The 17876-nt window shown below is 54.3% G+C and carries 15 protein-coding genes; 10 read left to right on the forward strand and 5 right to left on the reverse strand.

The features are described from left to right. Positions 1–321 precede the first annotated feature (321 nt). The 9 genes from nqrC (at position 322) to HV213_RS12840 (ending at position 10022) form a co-directional block, all read left to right on the forward strand. Positions 322–1083: an NADH:ubiquinone reductase (Na(+)-transporting) subunit C gene (gene nqrC, locus HV213_RS12800; protein WP_181485950.1), complete on the forward strand. Its 762-nt coding sequence runs from the start codon at positions 322–324 to the stop codon at positions 1081–1083. A gap of 251 nt (positions 1084–1334) precedes the next feature. Beyond that, positions 1335–3275, forward strand: a complete 1941-nt coding sequence (locus HV213_RS12805) for an FTR1 family iron permease (protein ID WP_181485951.1) — start codon at positions 1335–1337, stop codon at positions 3273–3275. 27 nt (positions 3276–3302) lie between these two features. Next, positions 3303–3830 carry an iron transporter gene (locus HV213_RS12810; protein WP_181485952.1) on the forward strand — a complete coding sequence of 176 codons (528 nt, stop codon included), beginning with the start codon at positions 3303–3305 and terminating at the stop codon, positions 3828–3830. Between the two features lie 87 nt (positions 3831–3917). Then, positions 3918–5297, forward strand: a complete 1380-nt coding sequence (locus tag HV213_RS12815) for a Fe-S-containing protein (protein WP_181485953.1) — start codon at positions 3918–3920, stop codon at positions 5295–5297. A gap of 2 nt (positions 5298–5299) precedes the next feature. Further along, entirely contained in the window at positions 5300–6583 is a 1284-nt protein-coding gene (locus HV213_RS12820) for an ABC transporter permease (RefSeq protein ID WP_181485954.1), read from the forward strand. Next, complete coding sequence (locus HV213_RS12825) at positions 6573–7703, forward strand: ABC transporter permease (RefSeq protein ID WP_181485955.1); 1131 nt, start codon at positions 6573–6575, stop codon at positions 7701–7703. The genes HV213_RS12820 and HV213_RS12825 overlap by 11 nt, the downstream gene beginning before the upstream one ends. Positions 7704–7707: 4 nt before the next feature. Then, the gene (locus HV213_RS12830) at positions 7708–8403 is read left to right on the forward strand and encodes an ABC transporter ATP-binding protein (RefSeq protein WP_064176584.1); all 696 of its coding nucleotides are present in this window, start codon (positions 7708–7710) and stop codon (positions 8401–8403) included. Continuing rightward, positions 8390–8875, forward strand: a complete 486-nt coding sequence (locus HV213_RS12835) for a TlpA family protein disulfide reductase (RefSeq protein WP_181485956.1) — start codon at positions 8390–8392, stop codon at positions 8873–8875. Before HV213_RS12830 ends, HV213_RS12835 begins: the two co-directional genes overlap by 14 nt. Positions 8876–8999: 124 nt before the next feature. After that, positions 9000–10022 carry an IS110 family RNA-guided transposase gene (locus HV213_RS12840; protein WP_181482372.1) on the forward strand — a complete coding sequence of 341 codons (1023 nt, stop codon included), beginning with the start codon at positions 9000–9002 and terminating at the stop codon, positions 10020–10022. Positions 10023–10426: 404 nt separating this feature from the next. Here HV213_RS12840 and tal read toward each other — a convergent pair whose 3' ends face one another. From tal to ptsP, 5 genes are all read right to left on the reverse strand, one after another. Then, positions 10427–11377: a transaldolase gene (gene tal, locus HV213_RS12845; RefSeq protein WP_181485957.1), complete on the reverse strand. Its 951-nt coding sequence runs from the start codon at positions 11375–11377 to the stop codon at positions 10427–10429. Between the two features lie 83 nt (positions 11378–11460). Further along, on the reverse strand, positions 11461–12714 hold the full coding sequence (locus tag HV213_RS12850) for a class II D-tagatose-bisphosphate aldolase non-catalytic subunit (RefSeq protein ID WP_181485958.1): 1254 nt from the start codon (positions 12712–12714) through the stop codon (positions 11461–11463). 9 nt (positions 12715–12723) lie between these two features. Then, positions 12724–13827 (reverse strand): PTS fructose transporter subunit IIC, encoded by a 1104-nt coding sequence (locus HV213_RS12855; protein WP_181485959.1) that lies wholly within the window; start codon positions 13825–13827, stop codon positions 12724–12726. 164 nt (positions 13828–13991) lie between these two features. Beyond that, complete coding sequence (locus HV213_RS12860; protein WP_181485960.1) at positions 13992–14312, reverse strand: PTS fructose transporter subunit IIB; 321 nt, start codon at positions 14310–14312, stop codon at positions 13992–13994. 61 nt (positions 14313–14373) lie between these two features. Then, on the reverse strand, positions 14374–16884 hold the full coding sequence (ptsP, locus tag HV213_RS12865) for a phosphoenolpyruvate--protein phosphotransferase (RefSeq protein WP_181485961.1): 2511 nt from the start codon (positions 16882–16884) through the stop codon (positions 14374–14376). A 332-nt stretch (positions 16885–17216) separates the two neighbouring features. Here ptsP and HV213_RS12870 point away from each other — a divergent pair, with 332 nt between their 5' ends. After that, positions 17217–17870 (forward strand): HAD-IA family hydrolase, encoded by a 654-nt coding sequence (locus tag HV213_RS12870; protein WP_181485962.1) that lies wholly within the window; start codon positions 17217–17219, stop codon positions 17868–17870. The last annotated feature ends 6 nt before the right edge of the window (positions 17871–17876 follow it).

Consider the following 17876-nt stretch of genomic DNA (forward strand, 5'->3'; position numbering starts at 1 on the left):
AAGGTGACGGTTGCAGGTGGGTTGTTTTTACCTGTCGATTATAAGATTAATCTTAAAGAAAACCAGAGGTCAGGCGTTTTTTTACATTTCTCAGGTGCCCGGCATGCAACGAGTTTTATGACTATTAGTTTTTCTAATAAATTGCCTGCAAGAAAGATTATTTTTATATGTGTAAAAAATAGGGTTAATATTTTTGAGCTTAATTTTGATTGTCACGAAATATCAAAGCAAGTAAATGCGTATTGTCTGGAGGGCTAGACAAAAGAATGGGAATGGTTGCACTCTATATTACAGATGCCAACTGATGGGAAAGATGAGCGCATGCGTAAAGGTAAAATTATTGTTTTAGTTTTGATGGTTTTTTGTGTTCTTATTTTTGCAATTGTTGCTGCCTGGTTTTTGCTGTCCAAAGACAATTTTGCCGTACCCGAAAACGCGGAAACAGAAGCTGCGGTTCTCCAGGTTGCTGGTTTAACGCGTAATGGGCAACGCGATCCGCAGGCGCTGAAATCGCTCTATCAACAACGCGTGGCGGTGCGTCAGGTAAATCTTGATAACGGTCAGTTGTTGGCTATGGGAGCAGAGAGCAATGTGAAAAAACGCTGTGTCGAACTGGCAGCGTCACGTGATCCGGCGCAAATCCGCCAGCGCTGTTCACTGGGTGAGGTTTACGTTGTTCGAGATAATAATAATGAAATTCAGCAGGTTATACTTCCGGTTTACGGCAAAGGCGCGAAGTCGATGATGTATGCGTTAATCGCCCTTGAGACCGATGGCCGCACGGTAAAAGACCTGATGTATTACCAGCAGAATGAAACACCGCTGCTGGGGGCAAGAGTCGAAGACCCGGCCTGGCGTAGCCAATGGCCAGGCAAAAAAATACGCGATAATAACGGCCAGCCAGCGCTAAAGGTTATTCAGAATAATCCCGGTCAGCACAATGATTATACGGTGGACGGAATCAGCGGCGCGACCCTGACTTCAACTGGCGTCGAGAAGAGTATTAATTACTGGGTGGGTGAGCAGGGGTACGGTAAGTTCCTTCAGCGGCTACAGCAAAACCCTGAAATATTAAATCGTTAATAATAAATCCCGCAAAATATCCCTCAAACAACCGGTGTGAATACAGCACCGGTTTTTTATGCATCTGATTCCGTTATTCCACAACAGGAAAACCTCAACGCACGCCTAATAACCCAGCGTTATAAATATTTATTTCTTTGCAACATTTTACACAAATTGTCACAGTTTGACATTTTCATGATCCAGGTCATGTACATTACGAGTAAAAATGACAACGATAATCATTATCATTAACTCTAATGGGATGCGTCATGGCTGTTCCTCGTTCTTTCTTGCTGCTGATGTTGTTTAGCCTCGTGTTCGGCAGCGCGTGCGCGATGGCGCAGACCCACTATGCGCCGTATATCGAGGATATCGAGCAACGTCTTGATAAGACAGCCGAATTCTATCAGCAGCAAAAAAATACCGAAGCGCGCCGTGAGGTGCAAATGGCCTACTTTGAAGTGTTTGAAAACCTCGAAGGACCAATCCGCATTAACATTTCGGCGCGGAAAAGCTACGAGATGGAAAGCACCTTCGGTGAAATCCGGCGCATGATCGGCGAGGGCAAACCGCAGAGCGAAGTTCAGGCGCGGATCGACGGGCTGAAGCAGGCGCTGCGCGAAGTTGAGCCGATACTGGACGGCGGGCATCGACTGGTGGCGGAGGAGCAGCATACCGCGCTGTCGCGCGATGACATTGCGCTGCACTGGCAAGATAGTTTTCGCACCATTGACGATATGCTGGCGCAGGCGGTAACGGAGTATCAGGCCGGTAACTATGCGCAGGCCAGCCAGCAGGTGCAGCAGGCGCACTATCAAGGCTTCAAAAACTCCGAAATGGAAACCTCGGTACGTCAGAATCGCTCGGCGAAAGAGGCCGCCGCTATCAACCAGCAGTTTACCGCGCTGATTACCCTGACCTCCCAGCCGGACCACCTGAACGATGTTTCCTATCAGGTCACCACGTTATTGCAGGATCTGGAAGATATTCTGCCAGGTCTGCCAACCACCCGTGACGATCAGCCGGTAAGCGCTCCGGCTAGCGCCGACAACGCCGCACCGATTGAGGATGCGGGGGCTCGGGCAGATTGGGCGAGCGTCGCTGCCGGGATCAACCAAAGCATCAATGCCGCTCTGGAGCGCTATCAGAACGGGGAAGGGCAGGATGCGATTCTCGATGTCCAGGACACCTACTTTGACCGTTTCGAAGCCACCGGAATGGAGAACAAAATCGGCTCCCGCGACTCGGCGTTTAAAACCTCTCTTGAGGCGCACTTTACGCGCATGGTCAGCCTGATGAAGGCCAACCAGCCGCCGGAAAAACTGGTTGCCGAAGCCGCTGCGCTGGAGCAGGACCTGCAAAAAGCTGTGGCTATGCTGGGCGAGGGCGAAGAGACCCAATGGAGCCTGCTGCTCTACAGCCTGATGATCATCGTGCGCGAAGGGCTGGAAGCGCTGTTGATTGTGGCGGCTATCGTGGCCTATCTGGTTAAAAACAACCATCACGATAAACTGCCGCTGATTCGTCAGTCGGTGATTGTGGCGCTGGTGGCCAGCGTGGCGACGGCGTTTATCTTCCAACTGCTGTTTACCAACTCTGGCGCCAGCCGGGAGCTGCTGGAAGGGGTCACCATGCTGATTGCCGTGGTGATGCTGTTCTTTATGAGCTACTGGCTGCTGTCGAAGGTCGAAGCCCGCCACTGGAAAGCCTGGCTTGAGGGCAAACTCTCCCATTCGCTGTCGCGCGGATCGCTGGTAGGGCTGTGGCTGACCAGCTTTCTCGCGGTCTATCGCGAGGGTGCCGAAACGGTGCTGTTCTACTACGCCCTGATTGGCGATGCTCAGGGGCTGCCGGGTCATCTGGCCATCGGTGCCGGGTTTGTTATCGGCTGCGTGGTGTTGCTCATTGCCTGGCTCGTCATGCGCTACTCGGTAGTTCGACTGCCGCTTAAACCCTTCTTCATGTTCACCGGCGGTTTTATGTACCTGATGGCGTTTGTATTCGCCGGTAAAGGGGTACTGGAACTGGTGGAGGGCAAACTATTCCAGCCAACGTTGATTAACGGGATGCCCGAAATCAGCTGGCTGGGGATTTACCCCTACGTGGAAACGCTGTTACCACAAATTGTATTGCTGCTCGCGGCGCTGGTGGCGCTATGGATCATGCGCCGCCGCCGGGCACCCGATGAGACCATTAAAACAAGTTTCTAACTATTTTAAGACGAGAGGATGAGTCAGATGACCATTAAGAAGACCCTGATTATCAGCGCGACCGTAGCCAGTATTTTCACCGCACCTGCGGCGCTGGCTTTTAAAGAGTATCCGGCTGGTGAACCCGTCACCATGAATGAGATGGAGATCGCTGCGGTTTACCTGCAGCCGATCGATATGGAACCGCGCGGTATGGGTTTGCCGGCAGCGAAATCGGATATCCATCTGGAAGCCGATATTCATGCTGTTGAAGGCGGTAAAAATGGTTTTGGCGCAGGTGAATGGATCCCTTATCTGACCATCTCCTATACCCTGGTCAATAGCGACACCGGCGAAAAACAAGAAGGCACCTTTATGCCGATGGTGGCGAGCGATGGCCCGCACTACGGTGCGAATATCAAGATGATGGGCGTCGGTAACTACAAAGTGACCTACCACATTGACCCGCCGTCAAAAGCCGGGATGCACCGTCATACCGATAGCGAAACCGGCGTTGGCCGCTGGTGGAAGCCGTTTGATGTGAGCTATGAGTTTAAGTATGTCGGCCTGAACTAAGCGTCATTAAACGCGAGTACTATTACGCAGGATGGCCGGGCGGTCATCTTGCGGCGTGTTATTCACCCGCCGTACTGAGTTGAAGTCATGAGCTATTTTTTCGTCACGACGCTACAGGTCTTTTTCTGCATCACGCTGCTCTCCGCCGTACTCTGGGGCCGCGGCAACCCTCCTGCACTGCGCCCGCTGGTCTGGACGTTGCTCACCGCGCTGGCTGGCGGACTGATCGCCGGGCTGTTTATTCGCCCGAGCCAGTCGCTGGAGCTTCTTTTCGTTGGTGCTGAAATTCTCGTTTCACTGCTATTTTTGCTGAGCTTCTGGTGGTCAACGCCGCGGGTTCGCTATCTGTGGCAATGGATCCTGACCTTTGGCGCGGCCCGCCACTGGGCGCTGGACCCGAACCTCGGCGGCCTGACCTCCACACACGTGCTGAATACCGATCTGCTGCTGAATCTGACCGCGCTGGTGCTGGCGTTCGCGCTTTTGTGCCTGGCGTGTGCGCTCTGCGCCATGCTGCTGCGCCGGATGCGCGGGTTCTACTGGCCGCTGACCCTGCTGCTGATGGTTCTGTTGTGGCTGCCGCTGAGCGGGAATTTGCTGCTGCTGTTGATGAAGCTACAGGTGGTGCCGCTGCTCAAGCCGCTGCTGAGCTTTGTCGCCAAAGTGACCAATAATGCGGCGATGTACAACTGGGCCGCCGCCGCGGTACTGCTGTTAATGTGCCTGTTCTGGATCCCGGCGCTGCGCCGCTATTGCCGCAAGGTAAAAGCCACCGACGAGCCGATCTCCCGCCGTCTGGCGCTGGCCGAACGCCGTGGGGCGACCCGACTGTGGCTCACGACTATTTGCTGCGCGCTGGCGATTATCGGCGGCCAGCTATGGTGGGATCTGGTGGCTTCGCAGCCGCCGCGCTTGTCCGAGGCGCAGCCGGTCACGCTGGCCGCTGACGGTCAGGTGCATATTCCGGTCGAACAGGTGCGCGATGGCAAATTGCATCGCTTCGTCTGGGTGGCGGATGACGGCAAAGCGATTCGCTTTTTTATCATTAACCGCTATCCCGACAAACTGCGTTTCGGCGTGGTGTTCGACGCCTGCCTGCTGTGCGGCGATCAGGGGTATGTGATGGAAGGCAATCAGGTGATTTGCGTTGCCTGCGGCGTGCACATCTTTATTCCTTCCATTGGCAAACCCGGTGGATGCAACCCGGTGCCGATCGACGACTGGCGCAACGATGAAAAAGAGCTGACGATACCCGGCGCGGCGCTGGCCGTGGGAGGGAACTATTTCTCTACCGTCCTGACAATTAAAGTGACCGACCCGGTGGATGGTTCGAGCCTGACCAACACCAGCGCCGACTTCAAATACAGCTATGGCGGCAAAACCTGGTTCTTCTCATCAGAAGCGAACTATGACCGTTTCCGCAATGCGCCAGAGCAGTTTGTTCCTGACGCGGCGAAGGAGGAGTAGCGATGCTGTGGCGAATGATCTACCAGTCATGGGGGCGCAATCTGCGGCGTAAAGCGCTGGCGGTATTGACCGTGTTTCTGGCGACCAGCCTGATCTCGGCGCTGCTGGCAGTCTCTATCGACATCGGCGACAAGATGTCCCGCGAGCTTAAATCCTACGGCGCCAATATTCTGATTGAGCCTGCAGGGCAGGCGGCGCTGCCCGCGCTGTTTAGCGAGCAAAGCAACCCGCTGGCTAGCGACGATTTTCTGGATGAATCCGAGCTGCCGAATATCAAAGATATCTTCTGGCGCAACAACATTGTTGGCTTCGCACCGATGCTCGGCGGCGAAGTGAGCGTGGATGGCCATGATATCCGCGTGCTGGGGACCTTTTTCAGCCAGCCGGTCGATATCCCGGATGAAGAGGGATACGAAACCGGGCAGCGGACGGTCAGCCCGTTCTGGCAGGTGAGCGGCGAATGGCCGCAGGAGCCGGCCGGTGAGACACCGCAAACCCTGGTCGGCCACGCGCTGGCGCGAAACTACGGCTGGAAGCCCGGCGATCGCCTGGCGTTAAAGGTTGCGGATAACGTGGTAAACGTGCAGGTGAGCGGTATTTTATCCAGCGGCGGCGATGAAGATAACCAGCTGGTCATGCCGCTCAGCGTGGTGCAGCAACTGCTGAATCTGCCGGGGAAAGTGCAGGCGATCCGCGTGTCGGCGCTGACGGTGCCGGAAAACGAACTGTCGCGTCGGGCGCGTGAGGATCTCGAAGCGCTGAATGCCGAAGAGTACGATCTGTGGTACTGCACCGCCTATGTGTCGTCTATCGCCCACCAGCTTGAGGAGGCGATTTCCGGGGCGGAAGTGCGTCCGGTCTGGCAGGTTGCCGCTTCGGAAGGCGTGGTTATCGATAAAATTCAGCTGTTAATGGGCGTGGTAACTTTAGCCGCGCTGGCCGCCGCCGCGATGGGCATCGCCTCATTGATGACCAGCACCATTATGGAACGCGCCAAGGAGATTGGCCTGATGAAAGCGCTGGGCGCGCGGCAGTGGCAAATTCTGCTGCTGTTCTATCTTGAGGCGGCGCTGGGCGGTCTGGCCGGAGGAGCCCTGGGCTGCATTGCCGGATGGGGTCTGGCGAAGGCTATTGGCCTGATGCTGTTTGATACGCCGCTTAATTTTGCCTGGGTGGTGGTGCCCTGCGTGCTGGTGATTGCGGTGCTAATTGCGTTAATCGGCACCTGGTTCCCGGCGCGGCGTATTGCCCGTCTTTATCCTGTGGAGGTGCTGTATGGCCGCTAAGCGCGACATGCTGTGGTTATTAGTGTGGCGGGCGCTGCGGCTGCGTATGCAGCGGGTCAGCGTGGTATTTGCCGCGCTGGCGGTCGGCGCGACCATCGTCACGGCGCTTTCCGCCGTGTGGTTCGACATTAATAGCAAAATGAGCGAGGAGTTGCGCACCTTTGGCGCGAACTTCTACATTGGTCCGGGCCATGGCACCAGCATGCCGCAGCCGGAGCTTCAGGCGATTCTTGATGGCGCACCGGGGGGACTTATCCACGGTGCCAGCCCTTGGCTCTACGGTACCGCGCGCACCGAGCTGGAAAAAGTGGTGATGGTCGGAGTGTGGTTTGAGTCGTTGCAAAAACTTGTGCCCTATTGGCAGGTCAACGGTAGCTGGATCGGCGTTAGCTTTGACGATCGCAACGCGATGATTGGCGTGAAGCTGGCGCAGCGTCTGGCGCTGAATATTGGCGATAGCGTGACGCTGGTGGACCATAGTCGGCGCAAGAAACTGCTGATTAAGGGCATCGTTGAAGCCGGGGACGCGACCGACAATATGCTGATCGTCAGCCTCGACGTGGCGCAGTCATGGCTGCAAAAGCCCGGTGTTATCAGCCACGGGCTGCTTAGCGTCAGCAATGACCTTGGCCAGGTGGAGAGCTACGCCAGCCAGTTACAGCGGCAATACCCTGACCTTGAGATTCGTCCGGTGCGTAAAGTATCGGCATCTGAAGGGCAGGTGCTCGAGAAAATTAAGGGGCTGATGGGACTGGTATCGATAGTTATCCTCGCGCTCTCATCCCTGTGCGTGAACACCACCCTGATGGCGATTGTCGGTGAACGCGCCCGCGAGTTTGCCCTGCAAAAAGCGCTGGGGGCCAGCAACGGCGATATCATCCGTCAGATGCTGCTGGAGACCAGCATTATTACTCTTGCGGCGGTGGTTTGCGGTTGGGTTCTGGGCTATCTGCTGGCGCAGTTGCTGGGATTAACGGTGTTTAACGCCAGTATCTCGCTGCGCCTGCCGGTGCTGCCGATTACCCTGATTCTGTCTTTACTGGTCGCCCTGCTGGCGGCCATTGTTCCGGTGCGGCGCGCGGTGAGCGTCGAACCTGCGAAAGTGCTGAAAGGAGAGTAACGCCATGACCGTCACGTCTTTGCGTCAGATGGCGATTGAAACGCGTCATTTATATAAGCGGTTCGGGGAAGTCACCGCGCTGGAAGATATCAACCTGCGCATCGCCCGCGGCGAGTTTGTCGCCATTATGGGGGCGTCCGGTTCCGGTAAAACGACGCTGATGAATATTCTCACCTGTCTGGATACCGCCAGCGAAGGGCAGGTGATCCTCGACGGAACCGACGCGGCGGCGCTGGACGAAGAGGGGCGCAGGCGCTTTCGCGCGCAGAAAATTGGCCTTGTGTTCCAGCAGTTCCACCTGATCCCGTTTCTGACGGCGCTGGAAAATATCATGCTGGCGCAGCATTACCACAGTGTGGTGGATGAAGCTGCCGCCAGAGCGGTGCTGGCTCAGGTCGGCCTTGAGCATCGCGTGACCCATCTACCGAGCCAGCTTTCCGGTGGTGAGCAGCAGCGCGTCTGCATTGCCCGGGCGCTGGTTAACGAGCCACCGGTTATTTTTGCCGATGAGCCAACCGGTAACCTCGATGAAGAGAACGAACAGCGGGTGCTGGATCTGCTGACCGATTTGCATCGCCAGGGGCGCACCATTGTGATGGTGACCCACAATCCGGCGCTGGGGCAGTTCGCCGATCGCATCGTGCGTTTGCAGCACGGAAAGTATCTGGGAGAAGAGGTAAATCATCATGCGCATGCCTAAAGTGATGCTTGTCCTGCTGCTGGTGCTGCTCGGTGGCTGCAAAGAGGAAAAGCTGGCGCGCGGCGAGGCGGCACCCGCGCTGGCGGCGTTTGATTTGCAGGGGGAGTCGGCCAGCCTTGAGCGCTGGCAGGGCAAGGCGGTGTATCTTAATTTCTGGTCATCAAGCTGCGGCGGCTGCCTGGCGGAGATGGATACCTTACAAGCGCTCAGCCAGCGCTGGCCGGATAAGCTGGTGGTGGTGGGCGTTAATACCGACCCGGAATCAGTCGATATCGCGCCGCTGTTAGCTAAGCATGGCATCAGCTATCCGGTGCTGCGCGATCAGCTCAAAATGACCCAGGAGCGCTATCAGGTTATCGGCACCCCAACGTCGGTATTGATTGATAGCCATGGCACGGTGCTGGATTTGCATCAGGGCCTGCGCAAGTCCGAGGAGCTACAGACGGTGTTTGGCCAGCTGGCGCAGAAATAGTTTCCCCACGCGCGAGCAGTCTGATGGTTTTGTAGCCCGATGTGATGGACACCTCCCACCTTACGGCATCAGAACGTGCCAGACTGGAAGTGTTACCTGCAGTCCACAGGAGGAGGTGTCCACCATGAATATTAAACGTATCGGTCTTGACCTGGCAAAAAATGTCTTTCAGATCCATGCTGTGGATCACCATGAACATGTCGTCGTGCGGAAATCTCTCCGCCGCGCCCACATGCACGCTTATTTCTCTCAGCTGGCTCCCTGCACCGTCGGGATTGAAGCCTGCGCGTCATCCCACTACTGGGCCCGCGAACTCACCCGCATGGGACATACCGTGCACATTATTCCCCCGAAGTTTGTTAAGCCCTACCTCAGGGGCAACAAGAATGATGCCAACGATGCCGAAGCCATCTGTGAAGCCATCAGCCGCCCCGCCATGCGCTTCGTCGCGGTTAAGACAGAGCGCCAGCAGACTCTTCAGGCTGAGCATCGCGTGCGGGCCAGAGTGATAAAAAGCCGCACGGCGCTGTGCAACGAGATACGGGGCTTTCTGGGCGAATTCGGCGTGGTGCTGCCGGTCGGCATCAGCCAGTTGCGTAAGGCGCTGCCGGAGATACTGTCACAGCAGGAGCAGTGGGATGACCGGTTTATGCGCCTGCTGTGCGAGCTGGCCGAAGAGCTGCGGATGCTGGATGACCGGGTGGCGGGGCATGACCGGCGGCTCGCAGAGGCGGCGCGGGAAGATATCTGCATCCAGCGGCTGATGAAAATAGAAGGTATCGGCGTGATAACCGCCAGCGCGATGGTGGCGTTGTTGGGTGACGCGACGCAGTTTAAGAACGGTCGGGAGATGGCGGCTTATGTGGGGCTGGTTCCCCGGCAGCACTCAAGCGGCGGTAAGCAGCAGCTGGGGCATATCAGCAAGCGGGGTGACAGCTACCTGCGTACGCTGGTCATCCACGGGGCACGGTCAGTTCTGAAGACATGTGCAGGCAAAGAAGACCGGCGGAGCCAGTGGCTGCAGTCGGTGGCGGAAAGACGGAACCGGAATATCGCGACGGTGGCGCTGGCGAACAAGAATGTGCGGATAGCGTGGGCGGTGATGAGTCGCGGAGAAGATTACCATGGTTCACGGGTCGCCGGTTAACCGACGCCCCGTGAGCCATGCAGTAAAAAGAGCAGTAACCCTGTCGTGAGATTGCGAAGCGATTTAGCGTGATGAGTAACCGGTAAGACCAGCACCTGAGAAATCCGGCCTGTCCGAAGGCTCCCTGCGAAGCAAAGCCGATAGCCCGAAAGGAAGCAGGTGCGCAGAACACATCATGGCCCGGGTACGACGGTACCGAAAGAGAGGCCGGATATACGAACGCAACTTACCCTGGTGACTCACACAAAAAATAGCTTGCATCACGGGAGGTGTCCATATACGGACAGGCGCTTTAGCGCCGCCTCCGGGAAAATAGCTTTCAGTGGGCTTTCGTTGATTTCCCGGTGGCGTAGTTGCTTCCCGGGCTACAGGTTCGTCATCGTCTGCCACCCGGGATGTTTCACTTACAGATACTGGCTCAGCAGCGCCTCAAGGCTGTTCTGGTCCACGGCAAACAGGCGAATACCTTCGGCGAGCTTCTCCACCGCCATCGCATCCTGATGATGCGCCCAATAAAACTCCGCTTCACTCATTGCGGCGGGCTTCGCCTGAACCTCACCTTCATACGTCAACGGTGCGGGTACCGGCCCCTGAGTTTGCTGCAATTGCGCCAGCAGTGCCGGGGAAACGGTCAGACGGTCGCAGCCGTTAAGCGCCAGCACCTGTTCCGGCGTGCGGAAGCTGGCCCCCATCACCACCGTCCGGTAACCGTGCATTTTATAAAAGCGATAGACCTTCTGTACCGATTCGACGCCCGGATCGTTCTCGACGGTGAAGGTGGTATCAGGGTTGTTTTTCTTGTACCAGTCGTAGATGCGACCGACAAATGGGGAAATCAGGAAAACCCCGGCATCGGCGCAGGCCCTGGCCTGGGCAAAGGAGAACAGTAGCGTCAGGTTGCACTGGATACCCTCTTTTTCCAGGATTTCTGCCGCGCGGATCCCTTGCCAGGTGGCGGCGAGCTTAATTAAAACCCGATCTTTACCGATCCCTTTATCTTCATACAGCGCAATGATTTCCCGCGCTTTAGCTATGCTGGCCTGAGTATCAAACGAGAGGCGAGCATCCACTTCGGTTGAAATACGCCCAGGAACGCTTTTCAGGATCAGCGCTCCGATACTTACCGCCAGATAATCGGCAATATCCGCAGGCAGTACTGCTTTTCCACTCTGGCGGGACTTCACTGCCGCGACGGCATCCTTCACCAGTTTCTGATACTGCGGAAGCTGCGCTGCCTTGTAGATAAGCGAAGGGTTGGTGGTCGCATCTTCAGGCTGATAAGCCATAATGCTGTCAATGTCCCCGCTGTCGGCAACAATGGTTGTCCGCTGCTTTAGTTGTTCAAGCTGATTCATCGCTATGACCTGTTTTTCAATAATAGGGCTGGAAACAACAAGGAGGGGCAGGGCCCGCTCCTTGTTGTTGGCTGGATGGGTGATTATTTTGCCTGCGCGACGCGGGAGGTGAGGCCTGGCATATTGAAGCATTCGGCTTCGTTCTGGATCATATCTTTAATTTTATTGACCACGTAACGCTCAGGCTCGACGCCAAACGACTTCAGATTGGCAAACATGGTTTGCATCTCTTTGACAACGTCCGGTTTTTCGTAGTTGTAGTGGCCGCTGAGTTCAAGAATCTCTTTCAACAATTCTGGCTCGTTAAAGATTTGCTCTTCGGACTTGTTTTTGTGCTCATCGGTCATCCATTTTTCCCATTTGTGGCTCAGCACGCACTCGCGGGTCAGGACGGTTTTTAAATCAGACGCTGACTTGATAAAGCCTTTCGCTGCCAGATCTTTCTCGACTTCCGCCAGCTTCAGATAAGCGCGGGTTTCAATGGTGCCGTAGGCCGGGGCGACGTTCATCGCGGTGATGCCCAGACCTGGATGCTTCAGTAGAATTTCATCCGGCAGGTAGTCGCCGTTATGCTCTTTCAGGCCCACGCCATGGCGGGTGCTGATAGCCGAAAGCTCTGCGGACTGCTTATCATTAAAGTGGCCAACGTTCTTGGTCAGGCGGGTCAGAGTGCCGGTTTGACCGACGATAAACAGCGGCTGCGGCAGCGATTCAGCGGCCAGACGCTTATTCAGCTCGATAATAAACCCTTCATAGGCGCTGACGTCGGTCAGGCCGCCGTTGGTCTCTTCGGTACCGACTTCATAGAAGAATTCCTTCAGGTTATTGGCCTTACGGTACTCTTCGCAGAAGTGAATCAGCTCAACGGTGCGGCTTAGAACCAGTTCAATATCAATGACTTTACCAACAACGTACGGGTCTTTCGTCGGGTCAATATGCAACAGGTCGAAACCGGCATCCATATCAATCTGATAAGAGCGGCGGGCCAGCTTCATCGCTTCGGCTTCCGGAATATGATCTTTACGCTCTTTATCACGCTGCCATGGGCCGCCGTGGTCGCGGCAGAGGAAGTAATCGCCGTCGAAGCCGACTTTTTCCGCCATGGCTTTCAGGTCGGCAGCAAAGCGGAACTGATCCCAGTTATTAACGTAACCCGCGCCAAACTCATCGGCATCAACCTGGTTGCGGCTGGCAATAAACATCAACGGCAGATCTTTTTCTTTACCCAGTTCAAAGCAGGCCTGAATTAACGCCGGAGACATGGGGCCAATTCCCAGCATCGTAGACTTGCCACCGTTAACAATATAATCGACGTACTGTTTCATTGTGTTTTTCATGATAACTCCTCAGACTTTATTCATATCAGAAGTGATTGTTTTTTTAGCCGACTCTTTTTTTACCGGCTCGCTAATATTGGGGCGCAGAATATGCAGGCAGATGGCGGTGACAATAACGCCGATAAGCATATCGATGACGTACCACATTGGTGCTTTATTGACGCCAGCTATGGCAATTAATCCACCGTGGGGAACCATAGATTCGACGCCGTGAACCATGGCCAGACCGGCACCGACGGCGCTGCCGATAATAATTGACGGCAGCACGGTCTTCAGGTTTTTAACGGCGAAAGGAATCGCCCCTTCGGTAATGCCAATTAATCCCATAAAGGCAGCAGAGGTCCCCATTCTTCTTTCATCTTCAGCCCATTTACGCTGAGAAATAAAAGTCGAGAGGGCAATGCCGAGCGGTGGAATAGCGCAGGCAATACGGTAAGCACCGTTCGGGCCATAAATACCTTCAGCCATTAAGGCGAGGGTAAATGCCGTGGCGGTTTTATTAACCGGCCCACCCATATCAAAGGCCGCCATGGCGCCGAGAATTAAACCTAATACGACGCCGCTGCTTCCCTGCATATTAGAGAGCATGGAAACCAGCCATTTCATGGCAAAACCGATGGGCCCAATCAGCACGTACAGATAGAGCATACCGACAATGACGCTTGAGACGATGGGAATAATCATTATCGGCATGACCGGCATTAACGCCTTACCGACTTTCCAGGTTTTTATCCACTTAGCGACGTAGCCGCTGAGAATACCGAGCAGCATCGCGCCGAGAAAACCAGTTACCACGTGGTCCGCGCCTAGCGGCGTGCTGGCCATAAACCCGGTGATTAAACCCGGCGTCAGGCCCGGCTTACCGGCAATAGAGTAGGAAATATAGGCCGCCAGCACCGGGATCATCATTCCCAGCCCGGCGCTGCCGATAGCGCCAAGGTTTAATAAGAATGGATTGGTGACGACCATGCCTTTGCCAGCAACCGGCTCGCCGCCAATCAGCGACAGCGCCAGACAGATGCCGCCGACCACCACCACCGGCATCATATATGACACGCCGGTGCTAAACGCTTTGACTAAATCATCCTTAATGGCTTTTGCTTTTTCCGACATTTTTTATCCTCCCGATACCCTGTATTTTTATGGGATGACCACGGTATACGGGCGTAGTCATCCCCGGGCGCTTTTGCGTCATAATTGAAATACAGTGTTCGCAGAAATTTAATTAAAGTTTTATTCACCGATCGCGAATGCCGAAATAAATTCGCATCGGTGGTTTATTTAACCAGCTTCTCGGCTCTGTCAATAATCGCCGCCGGATCGCGAACGACTTCCGCCGGGTTGAGCGAAATAACCAGTCCGGCGTCTTCCTTTTCTTCAAAGCGTTCGACGCCTTCAATACCGATGGCTATTGCCAGAATAACCACATCGGCTTCGGCAATCTCATCTTCGCTTAATTCATTTTCAATCCCCATACCGCCCTGGGTTTCGACTTTGACGTCATAACCTCTTTTTTTACACTCCTGCTCAATCGCTTCCTGGGCCATATAGGTGTGAGCGACTCCGGTAATGCATGCTGCGACTCCGACAATTTTCATGAGTGACTCCTGATTTTTTATTTGGCTGTAATTTTAAATATGGCTTAATAATTTCCTGATTTCATACGGCCAGAGTATTGGCCATCAGGTTGTAGAGTACGGTGACGTTTTCGGCCTGTTTTATTTCATTGCGGAAATCCTCTTTCATTAGCTTTCTGGCAAGCGTAGAGAAATATTTCATATGTTCATTAGGGTCGGCGGATTTACTCACCGTCAGCATAAACACGGTTTCGACCTCCTGATCGCCCCACATAATGGGCGTCGCCAGGGTCGCCATACTGATAGTGGAGTAGTGAATATGGTCCGACTTGGTGTGCGGAATGGCGAAGCCATAGCCTACGGCGGTGGAGAATGAGTCCTCGCGCGCCCAGATGTCGTCGGTGAGTTGATCCCGATTATCGGTGCGATGGTGCAGCCACAGATTGTCGGTCATCTTTTTGATAACCTCGTTTTTATCACTGACTTCCAGATCACAGAGAATGAACTCCGGGGCGAGGATCGGCATTTTGCTGACCGCTTTTACGTCCGGTGAACGCAGCGCGGTTTTGACCTCAGCAGAGCGTTTTAACGCCACGATATCCTGCGCCAGCCGCTGGCATTTAGCGAAACTCAGCTCGCGCAGCGCATGTTTAACGCCTGGAATCGAGGTGCCGCTCATGCTGAGCTCGTCAAAGCCCATGCCGACGAACAGCGGCAGAAAATCTTTGCTGGCGCCCAGCTCCCCGCAGATGCCAATCCACTTGCCAGCACGATGGACCTCATCGGCGGCAAACCGCATGGCGCGAAGGAATGCCGGGGCATAGTTGTCGTACACCGCCTCAACCTGGGTATTTCCGCGGTCGGCGGCAAAAAAGTACTGCGTCAGGTCGTTACTGCCGACGCTGAAGAAGTCCGCGTATTCGGCTATTTCACGAATTGCGAAGATGACGGAGGGTACTTCCAGCATCACGCCGAGCGAAATCTCATCGTTGAACGCCAACCCCTCGCTGCGCATCGCGCTTTTCACCTCCTCCAGCACTTCACGGCACCAGATAACTTCATCAACGTTAGCGATCATTGGGATCATGATTTTGGCATTGCCAAATGCCGAGGCGCTGAGGATGGCCTTGAGCTGCATGGCAAAAAGGTCGCGATAGTGCGGATAGGTGCGTACCGCCCGGAAGCCGAGAAACGGATTTTCCTCTTCACCGAGGTTCATATAGTCGACGGGTTTGTCGCCGCCGATATCGAAGGTGCGAAATATCACCGGCTTCCCTTCGGCGAGCTTCATCACCTGGCCGTAGAGCTCAGCCAGCTCGCAGTAGTCCGGTGCGCTTTCACGATCCATAAAGGACATTTCGGTACGGAACAGCCCAATACCTTCAGCGCCGTTGTTGAACGCGGCTTCGGCTTCCGCCAGGCTGGCAATGTTGGCGGCGATTTCGATGCTATGGTTATCGCGGGTCATCGCGGGTTGGCGGACGTTAGCCAGCATCTGCTGTTGCATGGTCTGCTGTACGGCGATTTCATTGCGGTAATAGCGCAGGACTTTTTCATCCGGTGTGGTAATCAAAATAGCCGGATTACCATCGATGATGATGTCATTTTCTGCATTCAACGCCAGGGCTGAAAAATCGATATCCGTTAGGGTTGGGATGCCGAGCGAACGGGCCAGAATAGCGGTGTGCGATGTTTTACCAGTGGCAGATAACACCATTCCGGCAAGATACTCTTTATTGATACCGAGGAACTGACTCGGCGTCAGGCTATTGGCCAGAATAATCGATGCTTGTGTTAATTCAAGACTGTTTTGTGGTAATACGCCTGCACCATAAACCGAAGTCAGTAATTGTCCGGTAATATCGAGAACGTCCAGGGTGCGCTCTTTAATATATTTGCTTGATGAGCGATTAAGAATTTCACAGAACTCAATGGCAGCCTTAATGATCGCATCCCAGGCATTTTCTCCGCCAGCAATCGCGGTGGAGATATGGCGCTGGAAGGTTGCGTCGGTAATTATTGATAAGTGCGCCTGCAGGATATCATGCTCAACGCCTTTTTGGGTTTCCAGCGCGGTCTGCTTATCATTTTTGAGCGTTTCTAAACCTGCCATAAAAATACGCTGCTGGTGCTCAGTGGAATATTCACCGCCGGGGTTACGCGCCAGCATTTCATCCAATGACAGGCTCTGAATACGAACAGGTCTGGCAATGGCCACACCGCCGCTGATGCGTGAACCCTGAATAAAACTGAGCTGGGTTTCCCGTAGAGAGCGTGGGAGATAGCCTGCTGGCGCTGTTGTTTCTTCCACCTGGCTGACTTCGAAAGAGGGGAGTTTTTTGAGCAGCGCACTCAGCTTTTGAGCAGCGTTTGCAGCATCTTTTCCGTTGATTGTAATTTCACAGGCGTCGTTAAGTAAGGTATCGGTGGCAACAATAGAAAGCGCGCTTTTGCCATTGCCCGACATTCCGCTGCGAATATTATTCCAGCACACCGCAGATTGAAAAGTATTGCACAGTCGTTCGATATGCCCCGCCGGTCGGGCGTGAATACCATCCTTTAGATTACATTGATACGTTATTATCTCTGACATTGTCACTCCCGAGAATCTTTAAGCAAAAGCTAATTAATTTTTTGAGCAGGTATTAATGTCTGCGTTTCATGCTTTATATCCTTCATCGTTCTCGCTCTGCTTTGAATAGAAAAAAAGTGACCTTTGCTCGAATAAAAAAGCTCGGTCGTTATTTTGTGATCGCAGTCATGAATTTAGCGCGTAAAATCTCTTGTGATAGTTATCACACTCTTATTAACGATGGAAGGTCGGTAACGTATTTGCTATTAAAGTGCTTTTCTTTCTATTTAATGGTTGTGGGGTAATGGAGTACAAAATAAAACACACTCATTTATTTCGCTGTGGTAAGTACGATGTATTTTCGTGGAGTATTACTGGATTTAGACGGAACGCTGGTGAACTCGCTGGATTTCGTTGAGGCATCCTGGAGTTTATGGGCGACTAAAAAAGGACTGGAGCCGAGGGCGGTATGCCATTATCTCCACGGTAAACCTGCCCTGAGCACGCTGCGTCATTTTATGCCCGATGCCAGCGAACAAACCATCATTGATGAATTTCTCGCGTTGGAAGAGTTTGAAGCGCGCAATACTGACGGCATTACTGCGGTGAACGGGGCCGTTGATTTTCTCCGCCAGCTGGAGCAGTTGCAGTCCCCCTGGGCCATTGTGACTTCCGGGTCGCTGAAGGTGGCTTCGGCACGGATCCGACAAGCCGGTTTTCCGTCTCCGCCGGTGCTGGTGACCAGCGAAGATATTCACCACGGCAAGCCGCATCCCGAGCCTTTCCTGACGGGAGCTGCCCGACTCGGTCTTTCTCCCGCTAACTGCCTCGCTTTTGAAGATTCCACTGCCGGTCTGCTTTCCGCCACCCTGGCGGGATGCGTGGTGGTTGAAGTGTTGACCCGTCAGTCGGTGGTTCACGATATCGATACCTGGCAAACCATTGATAACTATCTTGACCTGCGCGTAATGCACAAGGGTGAGGCGGATTTTTTCCTTAAGATTTAGAGGGAG

Origin of the sequence: Klebsiella sp. RHBSTW-00484 (genome assembly GCF_013705725.1) — a bacterium.
Classification (GTDB): Bacteria; Pseudomonadota; Gammaproteobacteria; order Enterobacterales; family Enterobacteriaceae; genus Klebsiella.

Coding starts and splice junctions, on each gene's coding strand:
- HV213_RS12850 (WP_181485958.1), bottom strand. CDS start 12,714: ATGAAAAACACAATGAAACAGTACGTCGATTATATTGTTAACGGTGGC.
- HV213_RS12840 (WP_181482372.1), top strand. CDS start 9,000: ATGAATATTAAACGTATCGGTCTTGACCTGGCAAAAAATGTCTTTCAG.
- HV213_RS12870 (WP_181485962.1), top strand. CDS start 17,217: ATGTATTTTCGTGGAGTATTACTGGATTTAGACGGAACGCTGGTGAAC.
- HV213_RS12860 (WP_181485960.1), bottom strand. CDS start 14,312: ATGAAAATTGTCGGAGTCGCAGCATGCATTACCGGAGTCGCTCACACC.
- nqrC (WP_181485950.1), top strand. CDS start 322: ATGCGTAAAGGTAAAATTATTGTTTTAGTTTTGATGGTTTTTTGTGTT.
- HV213_RS12835 (WP_181485956.1), top strand. CDS start 8,390: ATGCGCATGCCTAAAGTGATGCTTGTCCTGCTGCTGGTGCTGCTCGGT.
- HV213_RS12855 (WP_181485959.1), bottom strand. CDS start 13,827: ATGTCGGAAAAAGCAAAAGCCATTAAGGATGATTTAGTCAAAGCGTTT.
- HV213_RS12810 (WP_181485952.1), top strand. CDS start 3,303: ATGACCATTAAGAAGACCCTGATTATCAGCGCGACCGTAGCCAGTATT.
- tal (WP_181485957.1), bottom strand. CDS start 11,377: ATGAATCAGCTTGAACAACTAAAGCAGCGGACAACCATTGTTGCCGAC.
- HV213_RS12815 (WP_181485953.1), top strand. CDS start 3,918: ATGAGCTATTTTTTCGTCACGACGCTACAGGTCTTTTTCTGCATCACG.
- HV213_RS12820 (WP_181485954.1), top strand. CDS start 5,300: ATGCTGTGGCGAATGATCTACCAGTCATGGGGGCGCAATCTGCGGCGT.
- HV213_RS12830 (WP_064176584.1), top strand. CDS start 7,708: ATGACCGTCACGTCTTTGCGTCAGATGGCGATTGAAACGCGTCATTTA.
- HV213_RS12825 (WP_181485955.1), top strand. CDS start 6,573: ATGGCCGCTAAGCGCGACATGCTGTGGTTATTAGTGTGGCGGGCGCTG.
- ptsP (WP_181485961.1), bottom strand. CDS start 16,884: ATGTCAGAGATAATAACGTATCAATGTAATCTAAAGGATGGTATTCAC.
- HV213_RS12805 (WP_181485951.1), top strand. CDS start 1,335: ATGGCTGTTCCTCGTTCTTTCTTGCTGCTGATGTTGTTTAGCCTCGTG.